Origin of the sequence: Polaribacter sp. KT 15 (genome assembly GCF_900143115.1) — a bacterium.
GTDB lineage: Bacteria > Bacteroidota > Bacteroidia > Flavobacteriales > Flavobacteriaceae > Polaribacter > Polaribacter marinaquae.
In genome coordinates, this window is sequence record NZ_LT670850.1 from 2443600 (window position 1) to 2463990 (window position 20391).

A 20391-nucleotide genomic window follows, 5' to 3' on the forward strand; every position below is an offset into this window, starting at 1 on the left:
AAATAATGTTTACAGCATATAACAATTTACCAAATAACTCTCGCGTTTGGATTTACCAAGCAGATAGAGAATTTACAGAAAATGAAATACAGTTTATTTCTGATAAAGCAGAAGAGTTTATAAATCAATGGACACGTCACGGTGATGATTTAAAAGGCTCTTTTACTATTAAATACAATCAGTTTTTAGTATTGGCAGTAGATGAAAGTTTTAATAATGTTTCTGGTTGTTCTATAGATAGTTCTGTGCGTTTTGTACAAGCTTTAGAAAAAGAATTGCAATTGGATTTAATGAATAAAATGAACGTTACTTTTAAAGATAACGAAAATATAAACCTTGTTAAATTATCGGATTTTCAAAGATTTGCAAAAGAGAAGAAAATTACTGCAGATACAATTGTTTTTAACAACATGGTAAATACCAAGGAAGATTTTGAAAATAATTGGGAAATTACTGCAAAAGATAGTTGGCATAAACGCTTTTTGGTATAACTATTGTTTTAGTATAATAAAGCCTCTTGGCAAGAAGTTGCGTTAAGGATAGAGCGGTCTGTTTGAGCTCTTTTTTAGGTGAAAGTTCGAGTGTTTTTTTTGACGAAAGAAGAAAAAATGTATAAAGAACAAACCTAAAAAAAGCGAGTAGCGAAAGCCTGTTAAAACGCCAAAAAAATATCGAAAGAATTAGAATGAAGAAGAATATATTAGCCTTTTTAGCAATTGCTTTTACGATAAGTTTAAGCGCACAAAGATTAGATCCGTTAAGAACTAAAGATTTTGTTGCGCAAGAAATTTGGGTAGATAGCATAATGAATAGTATGTCTATTGATGAAAAAATTGGACAAATTTTTATGGTGCAAGCGTATTCTAATTTAGATGAAAAGCATGAGCGTTTTATAAACAAGATGATTACAAAATATCATGTTGGTAGTTTAATTTTTATGCAAGGTACGCCAGAAAAACAGGCGATTTTAAATAATAGATATCAAGATTCTGCAAAAGTACCTTTGTTAATTGGTTTTGATGGTGAATGGGGTTTAGATATGCGTTTAAAAAACACATATCGATTTCCTTGGAATATGACTTTAGGTGCCATTAGAAACGATTCTTTAATTACAAAATTTGGTAAACATTTAGGGCAACATGCAAAACGAATAGGAATTCATGTAAATTTTGCACCAGTTATTGATGTGAATGTAAATCCAGAAAATCCTATTATTGGAAATAGATCTTTTGGTGAAAGTAAAGAAAATGTAACTGCAAAAGCAATTGCTTTTATTAAAGGTATGCAAAGTGAAGGTGTTTTAGCAAATGGTAAACATTTTCCGGGTCATGGTGACACGGCAGCAGATTCTCATTATACTTTACCAGTTTTAAATTTTGATGCAGCACGTTTAGATTCTATAGAATTGTATCCGTACAAAAAAACATTTGACGTTGGTTTGGCAAGTGTAATGACAGCGCATTTAAATATACCAAGTTTAGAGCCAAATGCAACGTTGCCAACATCACTTTCTAAAAATGTTGTAACAAATTTATTACAAGAAAAATTAGGCTTTCAAGGTTTAATAATTACTGATGGTTTAAACATGAAAGGCGCTACCAATTATGCTACTTCTGCACAAATAGATTTAGCAGCGATACAAGCTGGTAACGATTTATTATTGATTCCGCAAGATGTGCCAGGTTCTGTGGCTTTAATTAAAAAGGCTTTAGAAACAAAAACGTTAACAGAAGAGCGATTAAATTTTTCAGTAAGAAAAATATTAAAATCTAAATATTGGGCAGGTTTACACAACTACAAACCTGTTGTAGTAGAAAATATTGAACAAGATTTAAATAGAGTAGAAGATAAGTTATTACACAGAGAATTGGTAAAAAAATCGATTACTTTATTAAAAAATATAAATGGTAATTTACCAATTAGAGATTTAGAAAAACAAAAAATAGCGTATGTAAAATTGGGTGATGCAGAGAATACAGCTTATGTAGACATGCTAAAAAATTACACAAAAGTAGATGTTGTTGCTGATAAAAATTTAGACGGATTGATAACAAAATTGAAACCGTATAATTATGTAATTATTGGATTTCATAAATCAAACCAGCATCCTTGGAAAAGCTATAAGTTTACGAATAAAGAATTGGTTTGGTTGCAAGAAATTGCAAGAGAAAAATCGGTGGTATTAGATGTTTTTGCGAGTCCGTATAGTTTATTACAAGTCAAAAGTTTTGCTAATATCGAAGGTTTAATTGTTTCGTATCAAAATAGTAAAATTTCTCAAGAAGTATCTGCACAAATATTGTTTGGTGCAATTACAGCAAAAGGTAAATTGCCTGTTTCTATTGGTTCAGAATTTAAAGAAGGTTTTGGGTTATCAAGCACAAATCTTAGTAGATTCGAATATACAATACCAGAAGCAGCAGGAATGTCTTCTATAAAATTGGCAGCTATCGATAAAATGGCCGATACAATTATCAACCAAAAAATGGCACCAGGTTTACAAATATTTGTGGCAAGAAATGGTAAGGTGGTTTTAGAAAAAAGTTATGGTTACCATACACACGATAAAAAAATACCAGTTAAAAATTCTGATATATATGATTTAGCATCGTTAACTAAAATATTAGCATCGTTGCCTTTAATAATGAAAGCAGAAGAAGAACAAAAGATACCTTTATCTGCTAGTTTAAGAGATATTTTACCAAGTTTTTCGAACTCAAATAAAGAAAAAGTTACTGTAAAAGAAGTATTATCTCATTTTGGTAGATTAAAAGCTTGGATTCCGTTTTATAAAGACACGCAAGACAGTATAACTGGTAAGAATTTGGCTACGTTTTATAGCAGTAAAAAGTCGAATAAATTTGATATTAAAGTAGCAGAAAATTTATTTATCAATCATAATTATAAAGATAGCATTTACAAATATATTAAAGAAGCAGACCAAAGAGAACGAGTTGGTTATAAATACAGCGATTTAGGATATTATATTTTTAAAGAAGCCTTAGAATTACAATACGACAAACCTTTAGATAAACTAGTAGATCAAAATTTTTATCAATCTTTGGGTGCAGATAGAACCACATACTTACCATTAAAAAAGTTTCATAGAAATGAAATTGTTCCTACAGAAATAGATACATATTATAGAAATCAATTACTGCAAGGTTATGTGCACGATATGGGCGCAGCAATGTTAGGTGGTGTTGGTGGTCATGCGGGTTTATTTGCCAATGCAAACGATGTTGGTAAAATAATGCAAATGTATTTACAAAAAGGTTTTTATGGCGGTAAACGTTATTTAAAACCAGAAACGATAGATAAATTTAATCATAGATATTTTTCTAAAGAAAAGGTTAGAAGAGGTCTAGGTTTCGATAAACCACAACTTAATCCTAGAGTTAAAGCAACTTGTGGTTGTGTATCCGAAGAGAGTTTTGGGCATTCTGGCTTTACAGGAACCTATACTTGGGCAGATCCAAAAAGCGGATTGGTTTATGTGTTTTTATCAAACAGAGTATATCCAAACATGGATAATCGAGGTTTGATTAGAAGTAATATGAGAACCAAAATTCAGCAAGTAATTCAAGACGCAATTATTAATTAGAAGCTATTTCCTGCTTTCCGCACTCGCTTTTTTTAGTTTGTTCGAATTGCAATTTTTCATTCTTCAAAATTTACAATCGAAACTGCTCTAAAAAAGAGCTCAAACAATTGCTGCAATCAGGGCTAAACTTATAAGCCAACTTTTTACAGATTTAAAAATTTCTTTGTATTGGTGGGCGCTAGTTTTGTGTAAACAAAAACAAGAAATACAGAAAAGGTGAAATAAAATAAAGCCACGTTATTTCCGTAAAATAAACCGATTATCAATGCCTGTAAAGAATAGAATATTGTAAACGTTAAAAGATTAACACTAAATCGAAAAGTATCTATAAACTCAACTTCTTTAATCAATTTAAAAACTTTTTTCCAAATTAAAACAGGAATCAAACTATTTAAAACTATTACATAATAAAGCGGTATCAAATAATTTTTTTTAGGAGATTTTGCTTCTGGAAAACTATTTTTTAGAATCATAGAATTTACTTTATCTACTTCAGTAAAATCTACTTGTGCATTGTTTAGTTTTTGTAAAACGGTTTCATAATTATCATCATCAGGAATATGAACAGTCAGTTTTTGTAATTGTTCGGTAACATTTGCTTTTAAAATATTAATAGCTTTTGCAGGAGTATTACTATTATAAATAGCTCTTGTTTTTATAGGTTTGCCATAATTAATAATAATTTTAGCAGGATAATCTGACGGATGTTGATACGTTAAACCAACCGGAATTACAGTTATATCTAAATCTTCATGCTTTTCTAACGCACCAAAAACAATTCTTGTAAACCCTTTACTTAAAGGTCTAATGGTTCTTTTTTTATCATGACTTCCTTCCGGAAAAATCATTAAAGTTTCTCCTTTATCAAAGATTCTGTGACATTTATCAAAAATTTGCTGATTGTTTGCTAATTGCTTAATACCGTCTCGAATTCTATAAATGGGCATTAAGTATAAAGATTCTAAAATTTTCTTAACTATCGGGTTTTTAAATGTTGCGGCTCTAACCAAGTAATGGTTTCTTCTATTGTGAGTTGTAGTAACGTATAAAGGATCTACCAATCCGTTAGGATGATTTACAGCAAATAATACTGCTCCTTTTTTTGGAATATTTTCTGTGCCTTTAACTATAATCTTCTTACTGTAAAAAAATAAACCAAGTTTTACATAAGTCCATACAAGTGCAAACCAAATTTTTTGAAGCATAAATTATTCGATTAAAGTGTCTTTTTTAGAATTTCTTCCCCAATAAGTAGCCAATAGAATTCCAGAAAACACGTCCCAAATTCCCCAAAAAGCTGCCAAAAGTGCCATTCCGCCTAAACCGTCAAAAAAACCAAAAATTAATAATAAACCCAATCCGCCATTTTGAATTCCGGTTTCCATGGCAATAGTTTTGGTATCTTTTTTATTTAATTTAAAACTTTTAGCAGTGTAAAAACCTAAAAAATAAGCGAATATATTGTGAAAAATTACTAAAAATAAAACGTGATGAATATGGTTTACAAAGATTTCTAAATTCTGAGAAAATGCAATAAATATCAAAGCGATAAATACAAGCATCGATAATGGTTTTAAAACATTTTCTATTTTTTGAGCCATTTCGGAATGGTAATGTTTGATCAACATTCCAAAAAATAAAGGAATTCCTAAAATTAAAGAAACCAGTTTCAATAAATCGATCCAATCTAAAGCAACTGTTTCTAAAATACTGTTTGTAGGTTCGTATAAACTACCCCAAAACTGAAGGTTTAAAGGCGTCATAAAAATACAGATCAATGTAGCAAAAGCTGTTAAACTAACAGACAAGGCAGCATTACCGCCAGCCATTTTGCTAAAAAAATTAGAAACGTTTCCGCCAGGGCAAGCTGCAATCATCATCATTCCGAGAGCAAAACTAGGATACGGTTTTAAAAGTAGTATAATTAAAAAAGTAAAAGCCGGTAATAAAATAAACTGAGATAGTACACCAACAAAAAGTATTTTAGGGTTTTTAAGTAAACGCTTAAAATCATCAATAGAAATACCTAATGCAACACCAAACATTATAATACCAATAGCGATGTTTAAAACCCATAAACCACTAGAATCAAAATTTATTTTGATAGCATCGATATCTATTTGATTGTTCATTTTAAGAATATTTATTGATTAATTTTAGAAAAAAAAACTTAATTACTAAATGCGAACTCAATTATGTTAGCGCCCATTTTTAAAGCTTTTTCTCTTACACTTTGCGGATTGTTGTGTATTATTTGATCTTCCCAACCATCACTCAAATCTGTTTCATAATCGTAAAAAACAAGAAGTCTTCCTTCGAAAAAAATACCAAAACCTTGTGCGGATTTTTTGTCGTGTTCATGAATTTTTGGGATTCCGTTTGGAAATTTAAAGGTCTGATTGTAGATTTTATGTGAGCTTGGTATTTCTTTAAATTCTAATTTTGGAAAAACTTTTTTCATTTCTTTACGAATGAATTTGTCTAAACCATAATTGTCGGATATATGTAAAAAGCCACCAGAAATTAGATAGTTTCTTAAGTTTTCGGCATCATCTTCAGAAAAGAAAATATTACCATGACCCGTCATAAATAGAATGGGAAAATTAAAAATATCTTCGCTACTTACCGCAACAGATTGCGGATTTTTAGAAATTTTGGTGTCAATGTTAGCGTTAGCAAAAGCAACTAAATTAGGAACCGCTGTAGGATTCGAGTACCAATCTCCGCCACCATTATACTTTAAAATAGCAACATCTTGTGCGTAAATTATGCTTAGTAAAAAGGTAAACGTAATTGTTAGAAGTTGCTTCATAAAATATTTAGGAAATTTTAAAGCAATATAAGAAAAAACTTATTGATTGATAAACGAAATAGTATTAACAGCAACTAAAGCTGCAGTTTCTGTTCGTAATCTACTTTCACCTAAAGAAATAGGTGTAAACTTCTTTTCTAATGTTTTTTTTATTTCTTCTATAGAAAAATCTCCTTCGGGTCCAATAAGTATAGTTGTTTTTTCAGCAGGATTTATTACAGATTTTAATAGATTTTTATCTTGCTCTTCACAGTGTGCAATACATATTTTGCCATCAAAATCTTGATTGATAAAATCATTAAATTTTACAGGTTTGTTTAATTTTGGCAACGTAAATTTTAACGATTGTTTCATGGCAGACTGAATAATTTTTTCAAATCGTTCTAATTTTACAACCCTTCTTTCTGAATTAGAACAAATAATTGGTGTAATTTCATCAATACCAATTTCTGTTGCTTTTTCTAAAAACCATTCTATTCTATCGTTATTTTTTGTAGGCGCAATTGCAACATGTAAATAATATTGCCAAGGTTTTTGTTTTTCAGTAAAAGAAGTAACCTTAGCTAAACACTTTTTATCGCTTGCTAAAATAATTTCTACATCAAATAAAAAGCCTTTACCATTTGTTATTTTAAGAATATCTCCTTCTTTTTTTCTTAAAACACGTACAATGTGTTTGCTTTCAATTTTATCGAAAGTAATTTCTTGTGTTTCTGTAGAAATTTCTGAATTATAAAATAATTGCATTTGTTAGATTTTATCAGAATTATTAAACAATACTCTTTTTGTAGGTTCGTCTTCGTTTATGTGTTACAGGATCAAAGTTTTCCCATAACTTTTTAATTGCTTCATTGTCCTCTAACTCTGGCGTTCTAATACAATTGTCTATTCCTAAAGGACCAAATGTTTTTGTGTATTGATCGAAAATAATAGCATGAACACCTTTGTTTTGATACTCTGGATGCACACCAATTAAATAAAAAGTAACATCTTTAGCATGTTTTCTTGCTTTTAAAAGATGAAATATACCAAACGGAAACAGTTTCCCTTTTGCTTTTTGAAGCGCTTCAGAAAAAGAGGGCATTACAATTGCAAAAGCTACAACTTTATTATTCTCATCAACAACAAACTTTATATATTCTGGGTTGATAAAAGAAATGTATTTTTTCTTAAAAAAAGCTATTTGAGCATCAGAAATTGGTACAAAAGAAGAAAGCTTAGAGTACGATTTATCAAAAACATCAAACATTTCATCAACATATGGCATGATGTCTTTTGTCTTTGTAAAGTCTAGTGCTTTTAATTTAAAACGTCTTTTAATAATCTTACTAATTCTATCAAAATAAACTTTGTCTACTTTATCGAATTTAAATTTATTTTCTAAGTATTCTTTTTCTTTTACAAAACCAAGTTCTTCTAAATGATCTTTATAATATGGGTGATTGTACCAAGTAATCATGGTGCCTATATGATCGAAACCCTCAACTAAAACACCAGTTTTATCTAAATTGTTAAAACCAACAGGTCCTTCTATATATTCTAAATTGTTTGCCAAACCAATTTCTTTAACTTTGGCTAAAAGAACTTTTGTTACTTCGATGTCATCAATTACATCAAACCAACCAAAACGCATTTTTTTTATTTGTTGTTTTTCAATTTCAAACCAATTGATAATCGCTACAATTCTACCTACAATTTTACCATCTCTAATCGCCACAAAAAATTGAGCATCAGCATTTTCAAAAACAGGATTTTTCTTTGGGTCGAAATTATCTACTTCATCTTTAATTATTGGTGGTACCCAATATTTATTGTCTTTATATAATGAAAAAGGAAATGTTACAAATTGTTTCATTTCCTTTTTAGTATTTATTTTTTTTAAGGTAATCATTGTAAAAATTAGCGTCTAATTATTATCGTTTTTTTTCTTTTTCTGATCTTCTTTCTTCATCTCTTTTTCTAGTTCTTTAATTTCTCTTTCTAATTTTTCAATTTCTGTTTCTTTCTTTGTAGCTTTCTTTTTTTTCTTTCCGAAGATACCTAAAAAACCACCAGTTTTTTTCTTTGAAGTTGCTTTTCTAGTTCTGGTTGGTCTAGATCTAGTATTTTTATCTTTCTTCTTAAAGATATTTAAAAACCTATTAAAAAAGCTATTTTGTTTTTGGTTGTAGCGAGATATTGGTGTGTCTTTAATTTCTTGACCATTATCATCTAATTCTATAAAAGAATCTCTATGTCTGTTTATTCTATACGAAATTCCTAAACTAGCGTAATAACCTTTAGATTGGCCTTCAAAAAGTAACCTCGCAGAAGTGTTAAATTGTAAATTTGTATCATATAAATAGGCTAAACCCAAGCCTAAGTTGGTATTATTTTGGTATTCTTGAAAAATAGTTTGATTTTCTATAAATGCAGACCATTGGTCGCTAAAATTTTGTGTAGCCGTTATGATGTAAGAAAACTCAGAAAAATCTGAACCAATATTATCATAAAAAACATTGGTAATTACATTAAAATCTTGTGTAAGGTTATGTTGTAAAAGGATTCCAACTTTTGGCGTAATGCTACCCGTTTTATGAATTTCACTTACAAAATCAGTATTCATACCAAGGTAAACGGCAACAGAAGGTATTAATCTTTTTGTATCGAATGCGTGTCTTCTTTTCCAGCTTCTTACTTCTTTAGATTTGTCTTCGTATTCTTGTTGATATACCAAATATTTAGCGCCAACAGTAATTCGGCTAAAACCAGATACGTCGTAACTCGATGTAAAAATATTTTTAAAAGCTACTTTATCTCTTTGATATGTTAATTGTGTATTTAATTCTAGTTTTTCAAAAAGGAAACTGGTTCTAAATAAAAGATCTAAACCTAAAGATTCTGGTCTAGAAAACGTAGGTTCTATACTTGTGTTTCTATAAAAAACATTGCTTTCAAACTGGTAAACTCCTGTTCCAACACTATACGGGCTTTCAGAAAAACCAGGTTTATTAGAGTTTATAACATCTGTATATTGCGCAAAATTAGAAGCAACACAACTAAAAAAAACAACAATAAATAGCTGAAATTTATTTACATTCATAGAAAAAGAATAGGGTTTACATTTTAAATCTAACATGCTTCACAAACATAGAACAAAAAAGCTGTTTTATAAAGGCAAACACTACTTTTTTAGGTTTAAGAAACTTTTATAGATTCATAACGTCTCAATTGTACTCAAATTGTTATTTTTGATATATTTTTAAATTAAATTTATAAATGGGTTTACTTAAAACACTCTTTTTTATTTTCTTATTTTATTATGCGTTTAAATTTTTAGCAAGACTTTTTGCGCCTTTTTTAATGAAAAAAGCAGCAGAAACTATTCAAAAGAAAGCAGAACAGCAATTTGGAGGGCAGCAAAGACAAGCACAAAACCCTTCTGTAAAAGAAGGTGAAACAATTATAGATAAAAAACCAGGAAGCCAAAAAGAAAGTAAAAAGTCTGTTGGTGAGTATGTAGATTTTGAAGAAATCGATTAGACTAAACTCGCTTCAAAATAAATAGCAACCTAAAACAATTTTAAAATTGAAACTTAACAAACTTTTTCCTTATTTAGTAGCAATACTTGTATTTATAATAGCTTCTTTAATTTACTTTCATCCTGTTTTAAAAGGTCAAAAATTAAATCAATCAGATATTACTCAATTTAGAGGAATGGTCAAAGATATTAATGATTATAGAGCAGATAATAACGAAGAACCTTATTGGACAGATGCTTCTTTTAGCGGAATGCCAGCTTATCCTGTAAGTGCTTATTATCCAAACGATATTGTTAGAAGTGTAGATAAATTACTTAGATTTTTACCAAGACCTGCAGATTACACATTTTTGTATTTTTTAAGCTTTTTTGTGTTGATGATGGCGTTAAAAGTTAAATGGAGATTGGCAATTTTAGGTGCTTTATCCTTTGGGTTTTCTACTTATTTAATTATAATATTTGGTGCAGGTCACAATGCAAAGGCCCATGCAATTGCATATATGCCTCTAGTTTTAGCGGGGGTTATTTGGATTTTTAATAGAAAGTTTGTTTTGGGTTTTATTGTTACAGGTTTGGCAATGGCTTTAGAAATTTATGCTAACCATATTCAAATGACCTACTATTTAGGTTTCTGTTTATTAATTCTTGGTTTAGTAGAATTAATTAATGCGATTAAAGAACGTAAGGTGCAATTATTTATAAAACAAGCAGCAGTAATTATTGCAGCTGTAGTTTTAGGAATAGGGGCAAATGCGCCAAGATTAATGGCAATGAAAGAATATTCTGAACACAGTACAAGAGGAAAATCAGAATTAACAATTAATCTAGATGGTTCTACAAAAAAGGCTACAGAAGGTTTAGATAAATCTTACATAACTCAATACAGTTACTCTAAATTAGAAACTTTTAATTTATTTATTCCGCGTTTTATGGGCGGTGGAACTATAGAAGAATTAGGAGAGAATTCTAATTTTTATGAGTTTATTGAAGAAAAAACAGATAAAAAAACAGCCAAAGAATATTCGAAACAAGTTTTAACGTATTGGGGAGATCAACCAATTGTAGAAGCACCTGCGTATATTGGTGTTGTTGTATTTTTTCTGTTTTTCTTAGGATTATTTTTAGTAAAAGGAAGAATAAAAGAATGGTTAGTTGCTGCAACAATCTTTTCTATTATTTTAAGTTGGGGTAGAAATTTTGAGGTGATTACTAACTTTTTTATCGATTATGTACCACTTTACAATAAATTTAGAGCAGTTTCATCAATACAGGTAATTGCAGAATTGTGTGTGCCAATTTTAGGTGTTTTAGGTTTAAAAGAACTGTTTTCTAGTGCTCTAGAAGTAAACGAGAAACAAGCTGCTTTAAAAAAGGCAGTTATCGTATTTGGTGGTTTAATAATAGTAGGTTTTGGTTTTGCTCATATTTTCGGAACTTTTGAAGGCTTAAGAGATGCGCAACAGTATAGTGAAGTTCCTGGGTTTTTAGACGCAGTAATTGCAGACAGAAAAGCAATGTTATTTTCAGATACAGTTAAATCTTTAGTGCTGGTTCTTATTTCTGGTGCTGTTTTATGGTTTACTTTAAAAAAGAAAATCAAAGTACCCTTTGCCATTATAGCAATAACTGTTTTAATTCTTTTCGATTTGTTATCTGTAAATCTTAATTATGTAAATGCAGACGATTTTAAATCATCAAGAAAAATAGAAAAACCATTTGTAGCTTCAAGTGCTGATAAAGCAATTTTAAAAGATACATCTTATTTTAGAGTAGCAAATTTTTCTGTTGATCCTATGAATGATGGAAGTACATCTTACTTTCATAATTCTATTGGTGGTTATCATGCGGCTAAACTTGGTCGTTATCAAGAGCTATTTGATTATCAAATTGCAAAGAATAATATGCAAGTTTTAAACATGCTAAATACCAAGTATTTTATTGTGCCAGATAATAAAGGGAACGTTCAAGCACAACAAAATATCGAAGCAAACGGTAATGTTTGGTTTGTAGAAAAGTTAATTTCTGTAAACAATGCAAATGAAGAAATACAAGCTTTAGATTCTTTAAATACTAAAAATACTGCTGTAATTTTAAAAGAGAATTTTAGTAAATTAAAAGAAAATTTATTTGTTGAAAAAGATTCTACAGCAACAATTAAATTGATTAGTAATGATGTTACGAATTTAAAATATCAATCAAGTTCTACGAAAGCACAATTCGCTGTTTTTTCTGAAATTTATTATAAAGATGGCTGGAATGCTTATTTAGACGGAAAATTAGTGCCGTATTATAACGTAAATTATGTTTTAAGAGGAATGGAGATTCCTGCAGGAAATCATGAAATTACATTTAAATTTGAGCCAAAAGTAATTAAAGAAGGAAAAATATTTTCGTTGATTTCTTACGCATTATTAATTGTTGTTTCTGCCGGATGGTTTTTTTATGACGAGAAGAAGAAACGTAAAGAAGCATGAAAATAGGAATGATTCTAGATGCTTCTTTTCCTCCTGATCCAAGAGTAGAAAATGAAGCTATTTCTTTGGTAAACGATGGGCACGAAGTTTTTTTGTTTTGTCTAAATTATGGTGATCAAAAAACATCAGAGGTAATAAACGGTATAAAAGTAAAACGATTTACTTCTAATAAGTTAGAATATAAACTATCTGCATTGGCTTATACCATTCCGTTATATTCTTTTTTAATGAAAAAGAAAATATCGAAATTTATAACAGAGAATCATATAGAAGCAATTCATATTCATGATATGAGAATAGCAGAAGCTGTTTTTAAATCGAATAAGAAAAATAAACTACCTGTAGTTTTAGATTTGCATGATAATATGCCAGAGGTGATGAAATTGTATCCTCATTTACAGAAATTTCCTGGGAAGTATATTATTTCTCCGAAAAAATGGAAAATCAAAGAAGAAGAGTTTATAGCAAAAGCAGATAAAGTAATTTCTGTATCGCCAGAATTTTTAGAAACTTTAGCACAAAGATTACCAAAACAAAAGGATAAATTGGTACTTGTACCAAATACGATTAGAAAATCTTTCTTTGAAAATTTTACCCTAAAAGAAACTATTTTAGAGAAATATAAAAACAATTTTGTAATTCTTTATTTAGGTGATACGCATCTTAGAAGAGGATTACAAACAGCAATTACTGCTGTAAACGAATTAAAAAAATCTATACCAGAAATCAAGTTGGTTATCGTTGGTAGAAACACTACCGATGCAATTTTAAAGAAACAAGTTAAAGATTTAAATCTACAAAAATTTGTAGATTTTGAAGGTTGGCAAGATGTTTCTCTTTTTCAATCTTATATTTTGGCAAGTGCCGTTTGTATATCGCCTTTGCATAGAAATTTACAGCACGATGTTGCTTATGCAAATAAGATTTTTCAATACATGAGTTTTGCAAAACCTCTTTTGGTTAGTAATGCTATTGCTCAGAAAAAACTAGTAGAAAAATCAAATGCTGGTTTGGTACACGAACAAAAAAATAGCGAAGATTTTGCAGCTAAAATTCAAATTTTATATAAAGATGCTTCGTTAAGAAATAATTTAGGTGAAAACGGTAAGAATTTTATTATAAACGAATTTTGTTGGGAAGAAACGTCTAAAAAGTTACTGAACCTGTATAACAATTTAATCGATTGAAAGTTCTAATAATTACATATTATTGGCCTCCTGCAGGTGGTTCTGGCGTTCAGCGTTGGTTAAAATTTGTAAAATATTTACAGAATTTTGATATTGAACCAATAGTGTATACCGTTGATAATGCAAACTATCCAAAAGAAGATAAAACACTACTTAATGAAGTTCCTAAAAATATTAAGATTTTAAAACAACCAATTTGGGAACCAACAGATTTATTATTTTGGAAAAAAAATAGTAAACAAAAAAAAGGTGTTTCTAATGTTAGTAATGGCGGATTTTTGTCTTTTATTAGAGGAAATTTCTTTATTCCAGATCCTAAAATCTTTTGGGTGAATTCATCGGTTAAATATTTGCAGAAAATTATAGATTCTTCTAAAATTGATGTAATAATTTCCACGGGTCCGCCACATAGTATGCATTTAATTGCGCAAAAATTACATCAAAAGAATGATCTAAAATGGATTGCCGATTTTCGTGATCCGTGGTCAAACTTATATTATAATAAAGACTTTAATCAGTTATCTTTTGCAAAAAATAAAAATATTAAATTAGAAAAATCAGTTTTAAAAAATGCTGATGGTATACTAACTGTTAGTAACACTTTAAAAAAGGAGTTTTTAAAAACAGCAAAAAGAGTAGAGGTTATTACCAATGGTTTTGATGATGAAGTTGTGACTAAAAATATCATAAGATTAGATAAAAAATTTACAATTTCATATATTGGTTTGTTACCCAAACAAAGCAATCCAACAGTATTATTTAAAGTTTTAGAAAAACTTTGTTTACAAGATTCAAGTTTTAAAAACGACTTACAAATTAATTTTATTGGAGATATTGTAAATGATGTAAAGCAAGATATACAACGATTCAATTTATCAGAAAACACTAAGTTCTTAGGGTATTTACCACATCATAAAGCGATCGAGTATCAAAAAAAATCTCAGGTTTTATTATTATTAATTCCGAATGTATTAAATAACGAAGGTATTTTAACAGGAAAGTTATTTGAGTATTTAACAGCTAAAAGACCTATTTTAGCCATCGGACCAGAAAAAGGAGATTTGGCCACAATTTTAGAGGAAACAAACGCCGGTAAGATTGTAAATTTTGATAATGAAATAAAATTATCAGAAGAAATTAAATCGTTGTATAACGATTTTAAAAATAATAAATTGTTGGTTACATCAACCGACATAAAAAAATATCATAGAAAAGAGTTGACGAAAAATCTAGCCTCTATTCTAAAAAACATAACTTCGTAGAATGGGAATTGTATTAAAACAATCATTAAAAAACACTTTTTTTATATACTTAGGTTTTGCCTTTGGTGGTATTAATACTCTTTTTTTGTACACAAGGTTTTTAGAAGACGAGTATTATGGTTTAGTTACGTTTCTATTATCTACATCTAACCTTTTAATGCCATTAATAGCATTAGGAATTCATCATACAATTGTAAAGTTTTTCTCTAGTTATTTCACAAAAGTAGAAAAAGATAAATTTCTATCTTCTGTTGTTTTTTTACCATTATTAATTGCAATACCAATAGCTTATTTTGGTAATATTTTTTATCAAGAAATAGGAGATTATTTATCAAAAAAAAATCCTATTATAAAAGATTATACAATTGTAATTTATTTAATAGCAGTGGCTTGTGCTTATTTCGAGATTTTTTATTCGTGGGCAAAAGTTCAGTTTCAAACTGTTTTTGGTAATATTTTAAAAGAATTATGGAATAGAGTAGTAGTAATGTTGTTACTTTTTGCCGTTTATTTTGAATTTATTAGCAAACCAGAATTTATTTATTACCTAACTGCAGCGTATTTTTTAAGAATGTTTATAATGATGTTTTATGCATTAAAACTTTATGTACCAAAGTTTACATTTGAGAAACCTGCAAATTTTATTGAAGTTTTACGATTTTCTGGGTACATAATTTTAGCGGGAAGTGCTGGTGCAATTATCTTAGATATTGATAAATTTATGATTCCGGGTAAAGAAACATTGGCAATCGCAGCTTATTATTCTGTTGCTGTTTTTATAGGATCTTTTATAGAAGCCCCAAGTAGAGCAATGTTAAATATTTTACAGCCATTAACATCTAAAACATTAAATGAAGATAACCAAAAAGAGGTTGGCTCTTTGTATAAAAAAAGTTCTATCAATTTACTTTTAATTAGCGGATTCTTCTTCGTTTTAATCAATACAAATGTGCAACAATTATTCAATTTATTACCAAAAGAATATGCCGGTGGCGGACTCGTAGTGCTTATGATTTCATTTTTAAAAATGTACAATGGTTTTTTAGGTAATAATGGTGCAATTATTAATAATTCTAAGTTTTATAAAATTACGCTACCTGTTGGTATTGCTATGGCTCTTTCTGTTTACGCTTTAAATAAGTTATTTTATTATGAGTTTGAAATGGGTACAAATGGTTTGGCACTTTCTACCTTAATAGTAATTTTTTGCGCTAATACATTTAAACTATACTTTGTAAAAAAGAAATTCTCTATAACTCCTTTTACCAATAAAACCGCAAAAATGTTGGTAATAATTGCTGTTTTATACTTTGCTTTTAATTTTTGGGATTTTCCGATTGATAATATTTATATATGGGATTTTCCTATTCACCCAATTATTAACATCATTTTGAAAAGTATTTTAATTGTACCGATGTATATATTATTAATTTTCAAATTTAATATTTCTCCGGAATTAGATATTTTACTTGGTAAATATTACAATAAACAGTCTAAGTAATCTGTAAACATATGAAAAAGCAAGGCAATACAAAGGATTCTTGTTTTCTTAAAAAATAGCCCAACAACATAAAAAGCCATTGCCAAAAATCTATGAAGTGGATGAAAATTGATACTACATCTATTTTCTTGAAATATAGGATTTGCCAATAAATGGTCTAAATCTACAAGCATCGAAAGTAAAAAAATAATGTAAACCGTTTTCCATTTTTTTCTAAAGAAAACAAAAGCAAATAAAAACGGAACAATAAAATGTAAGCTGTAATGAACTATAAATTTAATGCTTATCATTAAAATTATTTTTTAGAATACAAACCTTTTCTAATTCTACTTAATTGAACAGGTGTTATATTTAAGTAAGAAGCTATATGATATTGTGGAATTAAGTTCTCTATATTTGGTATTTGTGCTTTTACTTTTAGATATCTTTCTGTAGCATTTAAAACAGATAAATCGTACACTTTAGCTTCTAATTCTAGAAATACTTTCTCAAGAATTTTAGAATATAATTTCCCAATTTCTAGATTTTGCTTAGTTAATTCTATAAAATCATCGTAATTAATAACTTGTAATTTACAATGAGATAAACAATCATAAGAAAACTTAGATTTTTTTCTTAGAATTAAAGCACCTAAAGGCCCAATTGCTCTAACAGGTACAAATAGGTTTCTTATATATTCTTTACCTTTTTCATCTACATAAAAAGATCTAGCAATACCCTCTTCTAGAATATAAATACTTTTTGATATTTCTCCAGCTTTAGATATAGAATCTCCTTTGCGAAGCTCAATATTTGTGGCTAAAGAAAATATAAGATTTTGTGATTCTTCAGAAATTACACAAAATTTATCCAGTATTTTTTTTAAATTATTCATTAATTTGAGGCACTAAATAGCTTAAGTAAATTTACTATTTTAGAGTCTGCAAAGATACAACTAATTTTCTAAAAAACTAATTGCGTTAGGTCCTTCCATAAATAATAAGTCTAAAATTGATAAATTTGGTATAAAACCATGCTTATCATCAAACATTTGTATGTACTTGTTTGTAAGAATGTTGGGTGTAAATTTTGCGTCAGCTAAATTTCTAAAATCAAAATTTTCTTCTGATTCTATGTAAGATTCACTTTTCTCATAATCAATTTCTAGCTGCAATGCATCTGTAATAAAATCGAATGTATCAAAATTTAAATCCTGTAAAAATTTATATTTTTTTTCGAATATCGGAACTAAATCATCAATGTAAAATTCAAAAAAAGGCGAATTCCTATAAGCAGTTTTTAAAGATTTAAAGTGTTGGTCTTGCCAATTTGTAGCACTTTCAATAATAGTATCTTTTGTTTTTTTTCTGCCAGATGTTACAGGATGTTTTACAGGTATATTTAAAAGTTGCTTACCATTTGTATTAAAAATATAACACCTGTTTCTGTAGCTTTGTTTCTGAAAATTGTCTTCTGTTTCAAATACAACAATTTCTGCATTAACAATAGCTCGATATTGTGATATCGGAGAAAAGTATGTTGGTATAAATACAGCCATTTTATTTTTTAGCAGCTTTTTTCTTCCCTTTAAAATAACTGTAGCCAATGTAAATTGCAATTAATGCAAATACTAAATATCTATACGATACAGGCTCACCGTCACCACCAACAGTAGTAAATAACCTGTTCCATCTAATCGATTTAATTTTTTCTCCAAAACTTGCAGCATTTGCATCCCAACTCCACCAAATCATAACAGGTTTACCTAAAACATGATCAAAAGGAACATAACCCCAATAACGAGCATCTAAAGAATTATGTCTATTATCTCCCATTAACCAGTAGTAATCTTGCTTAAATGTGTACGAATCTGCTTTTTCACCATTGATAAAAATATCGTCTCCAACAAAAGACAAGTCGTTATTTTCGTAATTTTTTATAATTTGCTCGTAATAAGGTAAAGACTTTGCATCTAACTTTACGGTAGCACCAGCTTTAGGAATGTAAATTGGTCCGAAGTTATCTTGACTCCAATTATTACTTTCTACATGCGGAAAAATTGCATTATCTGCACCATAATTAATTTTTGTAACAGCAACAGTTTGAGGTTGCTTTCTTAACCTTTCAACTTCATCTTCTGTTAAATTAATGTTTATTTTATTTGCAACAGATTCCATTTTAAGTCTTCTGGCAAAATCAGGATTGATACCTCCAGCAACTTCTGTATATAAAGAGTCAGAGCTTATTTTAGTTAAGTTTCCGTTTTCTTTAATTGCTTTTTGTATTTTAGAATTGTTCCAATATTCCGATAAAATTCTATAAACACCTGTCTTTTCTTTTTTGATTAAAAACTTAGGAAAACTATTTGCGTCTATAGCTGTTTTTGCTTCATACGTATAATAAAATTGTATTTTGGCTCTATACGGAAGTACATTTTTCTTACCATTTATGTATACATAACCATCTCTTAGTTCTAGAGAATCACCAGCAATACCTACTGCTCGTTTTACATAATTTGTTTTTTTATCTACTGGTTTATAGGTGAATTTACCAGAAGTATCTCCCCACATTGTGGCTAATGAATCTGTAGGCCAATTAAAACAAACAATGTCGTTATTTTTAATGTTTTGTAAACCAGGTAACCTTGTGTAAGGAAGCTGAGGTTTTTTTAAATATGAAGCTGTACCAACCAAAGGTAAAGAATCGTGTACCATTGGTGCCGCAATAACTGTTGATGGAACTCTTGCTCCGTAATGAAATTTACTTACAAACAAATAATCTCCAACTAATAAAGATTTTTCTAGTGAAGACGTTGGTATTGTAAATGGTTGCATAAAATACGTATGCACAAGTGTTGCTGCAATAATGGCAAAAGTAATAGAACTTACCCATTCACCTAATTCAGATCTAGGTTTTAGGCTTCTATCTTCATTATAAGTTGCATCTGTAGCGTAATTTATATAGAATATATAAAGACCTAAAGTAATAATTACTAAAAACGAATCAATTTTTTTGAAAAAACCAAAAGAACGAATTGTTTCAATCCATATAACCGGAAACATTAATAAATTTACAATCGGAATAAAAAGTAAAATAACCCACCATTTTGGTCTATTTATTATTTGCATTAATACAATTCCGTTATAAACAGGCACTGCTGCTTCCCAAGCTTTTCTTCCTGCTTTTACATATAATTTCCAAGTTCCTAAAAAATGAATTACTTGTACAACAAGAAAAAAGATAAACCATTGGGTAAAAGTCATAATAATTATATTTTAAAATCCTTATTGATAAAGGATTGTATTTTAATTTTTTTATTAGGCGATAAAAATCAATTTTGTTACAGGTTTTAACTGATGTTTAACACGTCTTTCATGCTAAAAACACCTGTTTTACCAAGAATCCATTCTGCGGCTACTACAGCACCTAAAGCAAAGCCTTGTCTACTGTGTGCAGTGTGCTTAATTTCGATAGAATCTACTTCAGAATTGTACCAAACAGTATGTGTTCCAGGAACTTCTGGTATTCTTTTAGCAACAATAGGTATGTTTTCTTCGGATGTGGTTTTGTCTAATTCCCAATCTTTTTTAGTAGAATTTTCTATAATTCCTTCTGCTAAAGTAATTGCTGTACCACTTGGTGCGTCTAATTTTTTTGTATGATGAATTTCTTCCATAGAAATATTGTAATCTTCTAAATTACTCATCATTTTAGCCAGTTGTTTGTTTAATTCAAAAAAGATATTTACACCTAAACTAAAGTTAGAAGCGTAAATAAAAGCGCCTTTTTTTTCTTCACATAACTTAACGGCATCGTTGTATTTGTCTAACCAACCAGTAGTACCAGAGATTACAGGTATTTTATTTTCGATACAATTAGAAATATTATTAAAAGCAGAGTTAGGTATGCTAAAATCTATAGCCACATCTGCTAAAGTGATATCTATTTCTGTATCGACATCTTTTTTAATGACGATTTCATGCCCTCTAGAAATTGCAATTTTTTCAATTTCCTTACCCATTCTTCCGTAGCCTAATAATGCAATTTTCAT

The 20391-nt window shown here is 29.0% G+C and carries 18 protein-coding genes; 7 read left to right on the plus strand and 11 right to left on the minus strand.

Annotation, left to right across the window (positions count from 1 at the left end):
• The first annotated feature begins 5 nt into the window (after positions 1 to 5).
• Positions 6 to 491: an ABC transporter ATPase gene (locus tag B5464_RS10990; protein ID WP_077808777.1), complete on the plus strand. Its 486-nt coding sequence runs from the start codon at positions 6 to 8 to the stop codon at positions 489 to 491.
• 194 nt (positions 492 to 685) lie between these two features.
• Positions 686 to 3604, plus strand: coding sequence for a glycoside hydrolase family 3 N-terminal domain-containing protein (locus B5464_RS10995; protein WP_079738400.1), 2919 nt, complete (start codon positions 686 to 688; stop codon positions 3602 to 3604).
• Between the two features lie 143 nt (positions 3605 to 3747).
• On the opposite strand, the gene B5464_RS11000 is transcribed toward B5464_RS10995, so the two are convergent.
• Genes B5464_RS11000 through B5464_RS11025 form a run of 6 tightly spaced genes read right to left on the minus strand, consistent with a single transcriptional unit; the run spans position 3748 to position 9534 of the window.
• The gene (locus B5464_RS11000; RefSeq protein ID WP_079738401.1) at positions 3748 to 4809 is read right to left on the minus strand and encodes a 1-acyl-sn-glycerol-3-phosphate acyltransferase; all 1062 of its coding nucleotides are present in this window, start codon (positions 4807 to 4809) and stop codon (positions 3748 to 3750) included.
• Between the two features lie 3 nt (positions 4810 to 4812).
• Positions 4813 to 5736, minus strand: coding sequence for a bile acid:sodium symporter family protein (locus B5464_RS11005; protein ID WP_079738402.1), 924 nt, complete (start codon positions 5734 to 5736; stop codon positions 4813 to 4815).
• A gap of 38 nt (positions 5737 to 5774) precedes the next feature.
• Entirely contained in the window at positions 5775 to 6416 is a 642-nt protein-coding gene (locus tag B5464_RS11010; protein ID WP_079738403.1) for a DUF4159 domain-containing protein, read from the minus strand.
• Between the two features lie 39 nt (positions 6417 to 6455).
• Entirely contained in the window at positions 6456 to 7163 is a 708-nt protein-coding gene (locus B5464_RS11015) for a 16S rRNA (uracil(1498)-N(3))-methyltransferase (RefSeq protein WP_079738404.1), read from the minus strand.
• Between the two features lie 22 nt (positions 7164 to 7185).
• Complete coding sequence (locus B5464_RS11020) at positions 7186 to 8307, minus strand: GTP cyclohydrolase (protein WP_079738405.1); 1122 nt, start codon at positions 8305 to 8307, stop codon at positions 7186 to 7188.
• A gap of 15 nt (positions 8308 to 8322) precedes the next feature.
• The gene (locus B5464_RS11025) at positions 8323 to 9534 is read right to left on the minus strand and encodes a transporter (protein WP_079738406.1); all 1212 of its coding nucleotides are present in this window, start codon (positions 9532 to 9534) and stop codon (positions 8323 to 8325) included.
• A gap of 140 nt (positions 9535 to 9674) precedes the next feature.
• On the opposite strand from B5464_RS11025, the gene B5464_RS11030 reads away from it, so the two are divergent.
• The 5 genes from B5464_RS11030 to B5464_RS11050 are packed head-to-tail and all read left to right on the plus strand — an operon-like array spanning position 9675 to position 16361.
• Positions 9675 to 9938 carry a DUF4834 family protein gene (locus B5464_RS11030; protein WP_079738407.1) on the plus strand — a complete coding sequence of 88 codons (264 nt, stop codon included), beginning with the start codon at positions 9675 to 9677 and terminating at the stop codon, positions 9936 to 9938.
• Positions 9939 to 9975: 37 nt separating this feature from the next.
• Positions 9976 to 12411 carry a YfhO family protein gene (locus B5464_RS11035; protein WP_079738408.1) on the plus strand — a complete coding sequence of 812 codons (2436 nt, stop codon included), beginning with the start codon at positions 9976 to 9978 and terminating at the stop codon, positions 12409 to 12411.
• The gene (locus B5464_RS11040) at positions 12408 to 13598 is read left to right on the plus strand and encodes a glycosyltransferase family 4 protein (protein ID WP_079738409.1); all 1191 of its coding nucleotides are present in this window, start codon (positions 12408 to 12410) and stop codon (positions 13596 to 13598) included. Before B5464_RS11035 ends, B5464_RS11040 begins: the two co-directional genes overlap by 4 nt.
• Entirely contained in the window at positions 13595 to 14860 is a 1266-nt protein-coding gene (locus B5464_RS11045) for a glycosyltransferase family 4 protein (protein WP_079738410.1), read from the plus strand. The genes B5464_RS11040 and B5464_RS11045 overlap by 4 nt, the downstream gene beginning before the upstream one ends.
• Position 14861: 1 nt before the next feature.
• Positions 14862 to 16361, plus strand: coding sequence for a lipopolysaccharide biosynthesis protein (locus tag B5464_RS11050; protein ID WP_079738411.1), 1500 nt, complete (start codon positions 14862 to 14864; stop codon positions 16359 to 16361).
• Here the strand turns inward: B5464_RS11050 and B5464_RS11055 are convergent.
• From B5464_RS11055 to dapB, 5 genes are all read right to left on the minus strand, one after another.
• Entirely contained in the window at positions 16340 to 16651 is a 312-nt protein-coding gene (locus tag B5464_RS11055; protein WP_079738412.1) for a DUF6122 family protein, read from the minus strand. The genes B5464_RS11050 and B5464_RS11055 overlap by 22 nt on opposite strands.
• 5 nt (positions 16652 to 16656) lie before the next feature.
• A complete protein-coding gene (locus B5464_RS11060) occupies positions 16657 to 17235 on the minus strand; it encodes a Crp/Fnr family transcriptional regulator (protein WP_079738413.1) in 579 nt (192 codons plus the stop codon).
• Positions 17236 to 17295: 60 nt separating this feature from the next.
• Positions 17296 to 17898, minus strand: coding sequence for a WbqC family protein (locus tag B5464_RS11065; protein ID WP_079739016.1), 603 nt, complete (start codon positions 17896 to 17898; stop codon positions 17296 to 17298).
• A 1-nt stretch (position 17899) separates the two neighbouring features.
• Positions 17900 to 19603 carry a signal peptidase I gene (gene lepB, locus B5464_RS11070; protein ID WP_079738414.1) on the minus strand — a complete coding sequence of 568 codons (1704 nt, stop codon included), beginning with the start codon at positions 19601 to 19603 and terminating at the stop codon, positions 17900 to 17902.
• Between the two features lie 86 nt (positions 19604 to 19689).
• Complete coding sequence (dapB, locus tag B5464_RS11075; RefSeq protein ID WP_079738415.1) at positions 19690 to 20391, minus strand: 4-hydroxy-tetrahydrodipicolinate reductase; 702 nt, start codon at positions 20389 to 20391, stop codon at positions 19690 to 19692.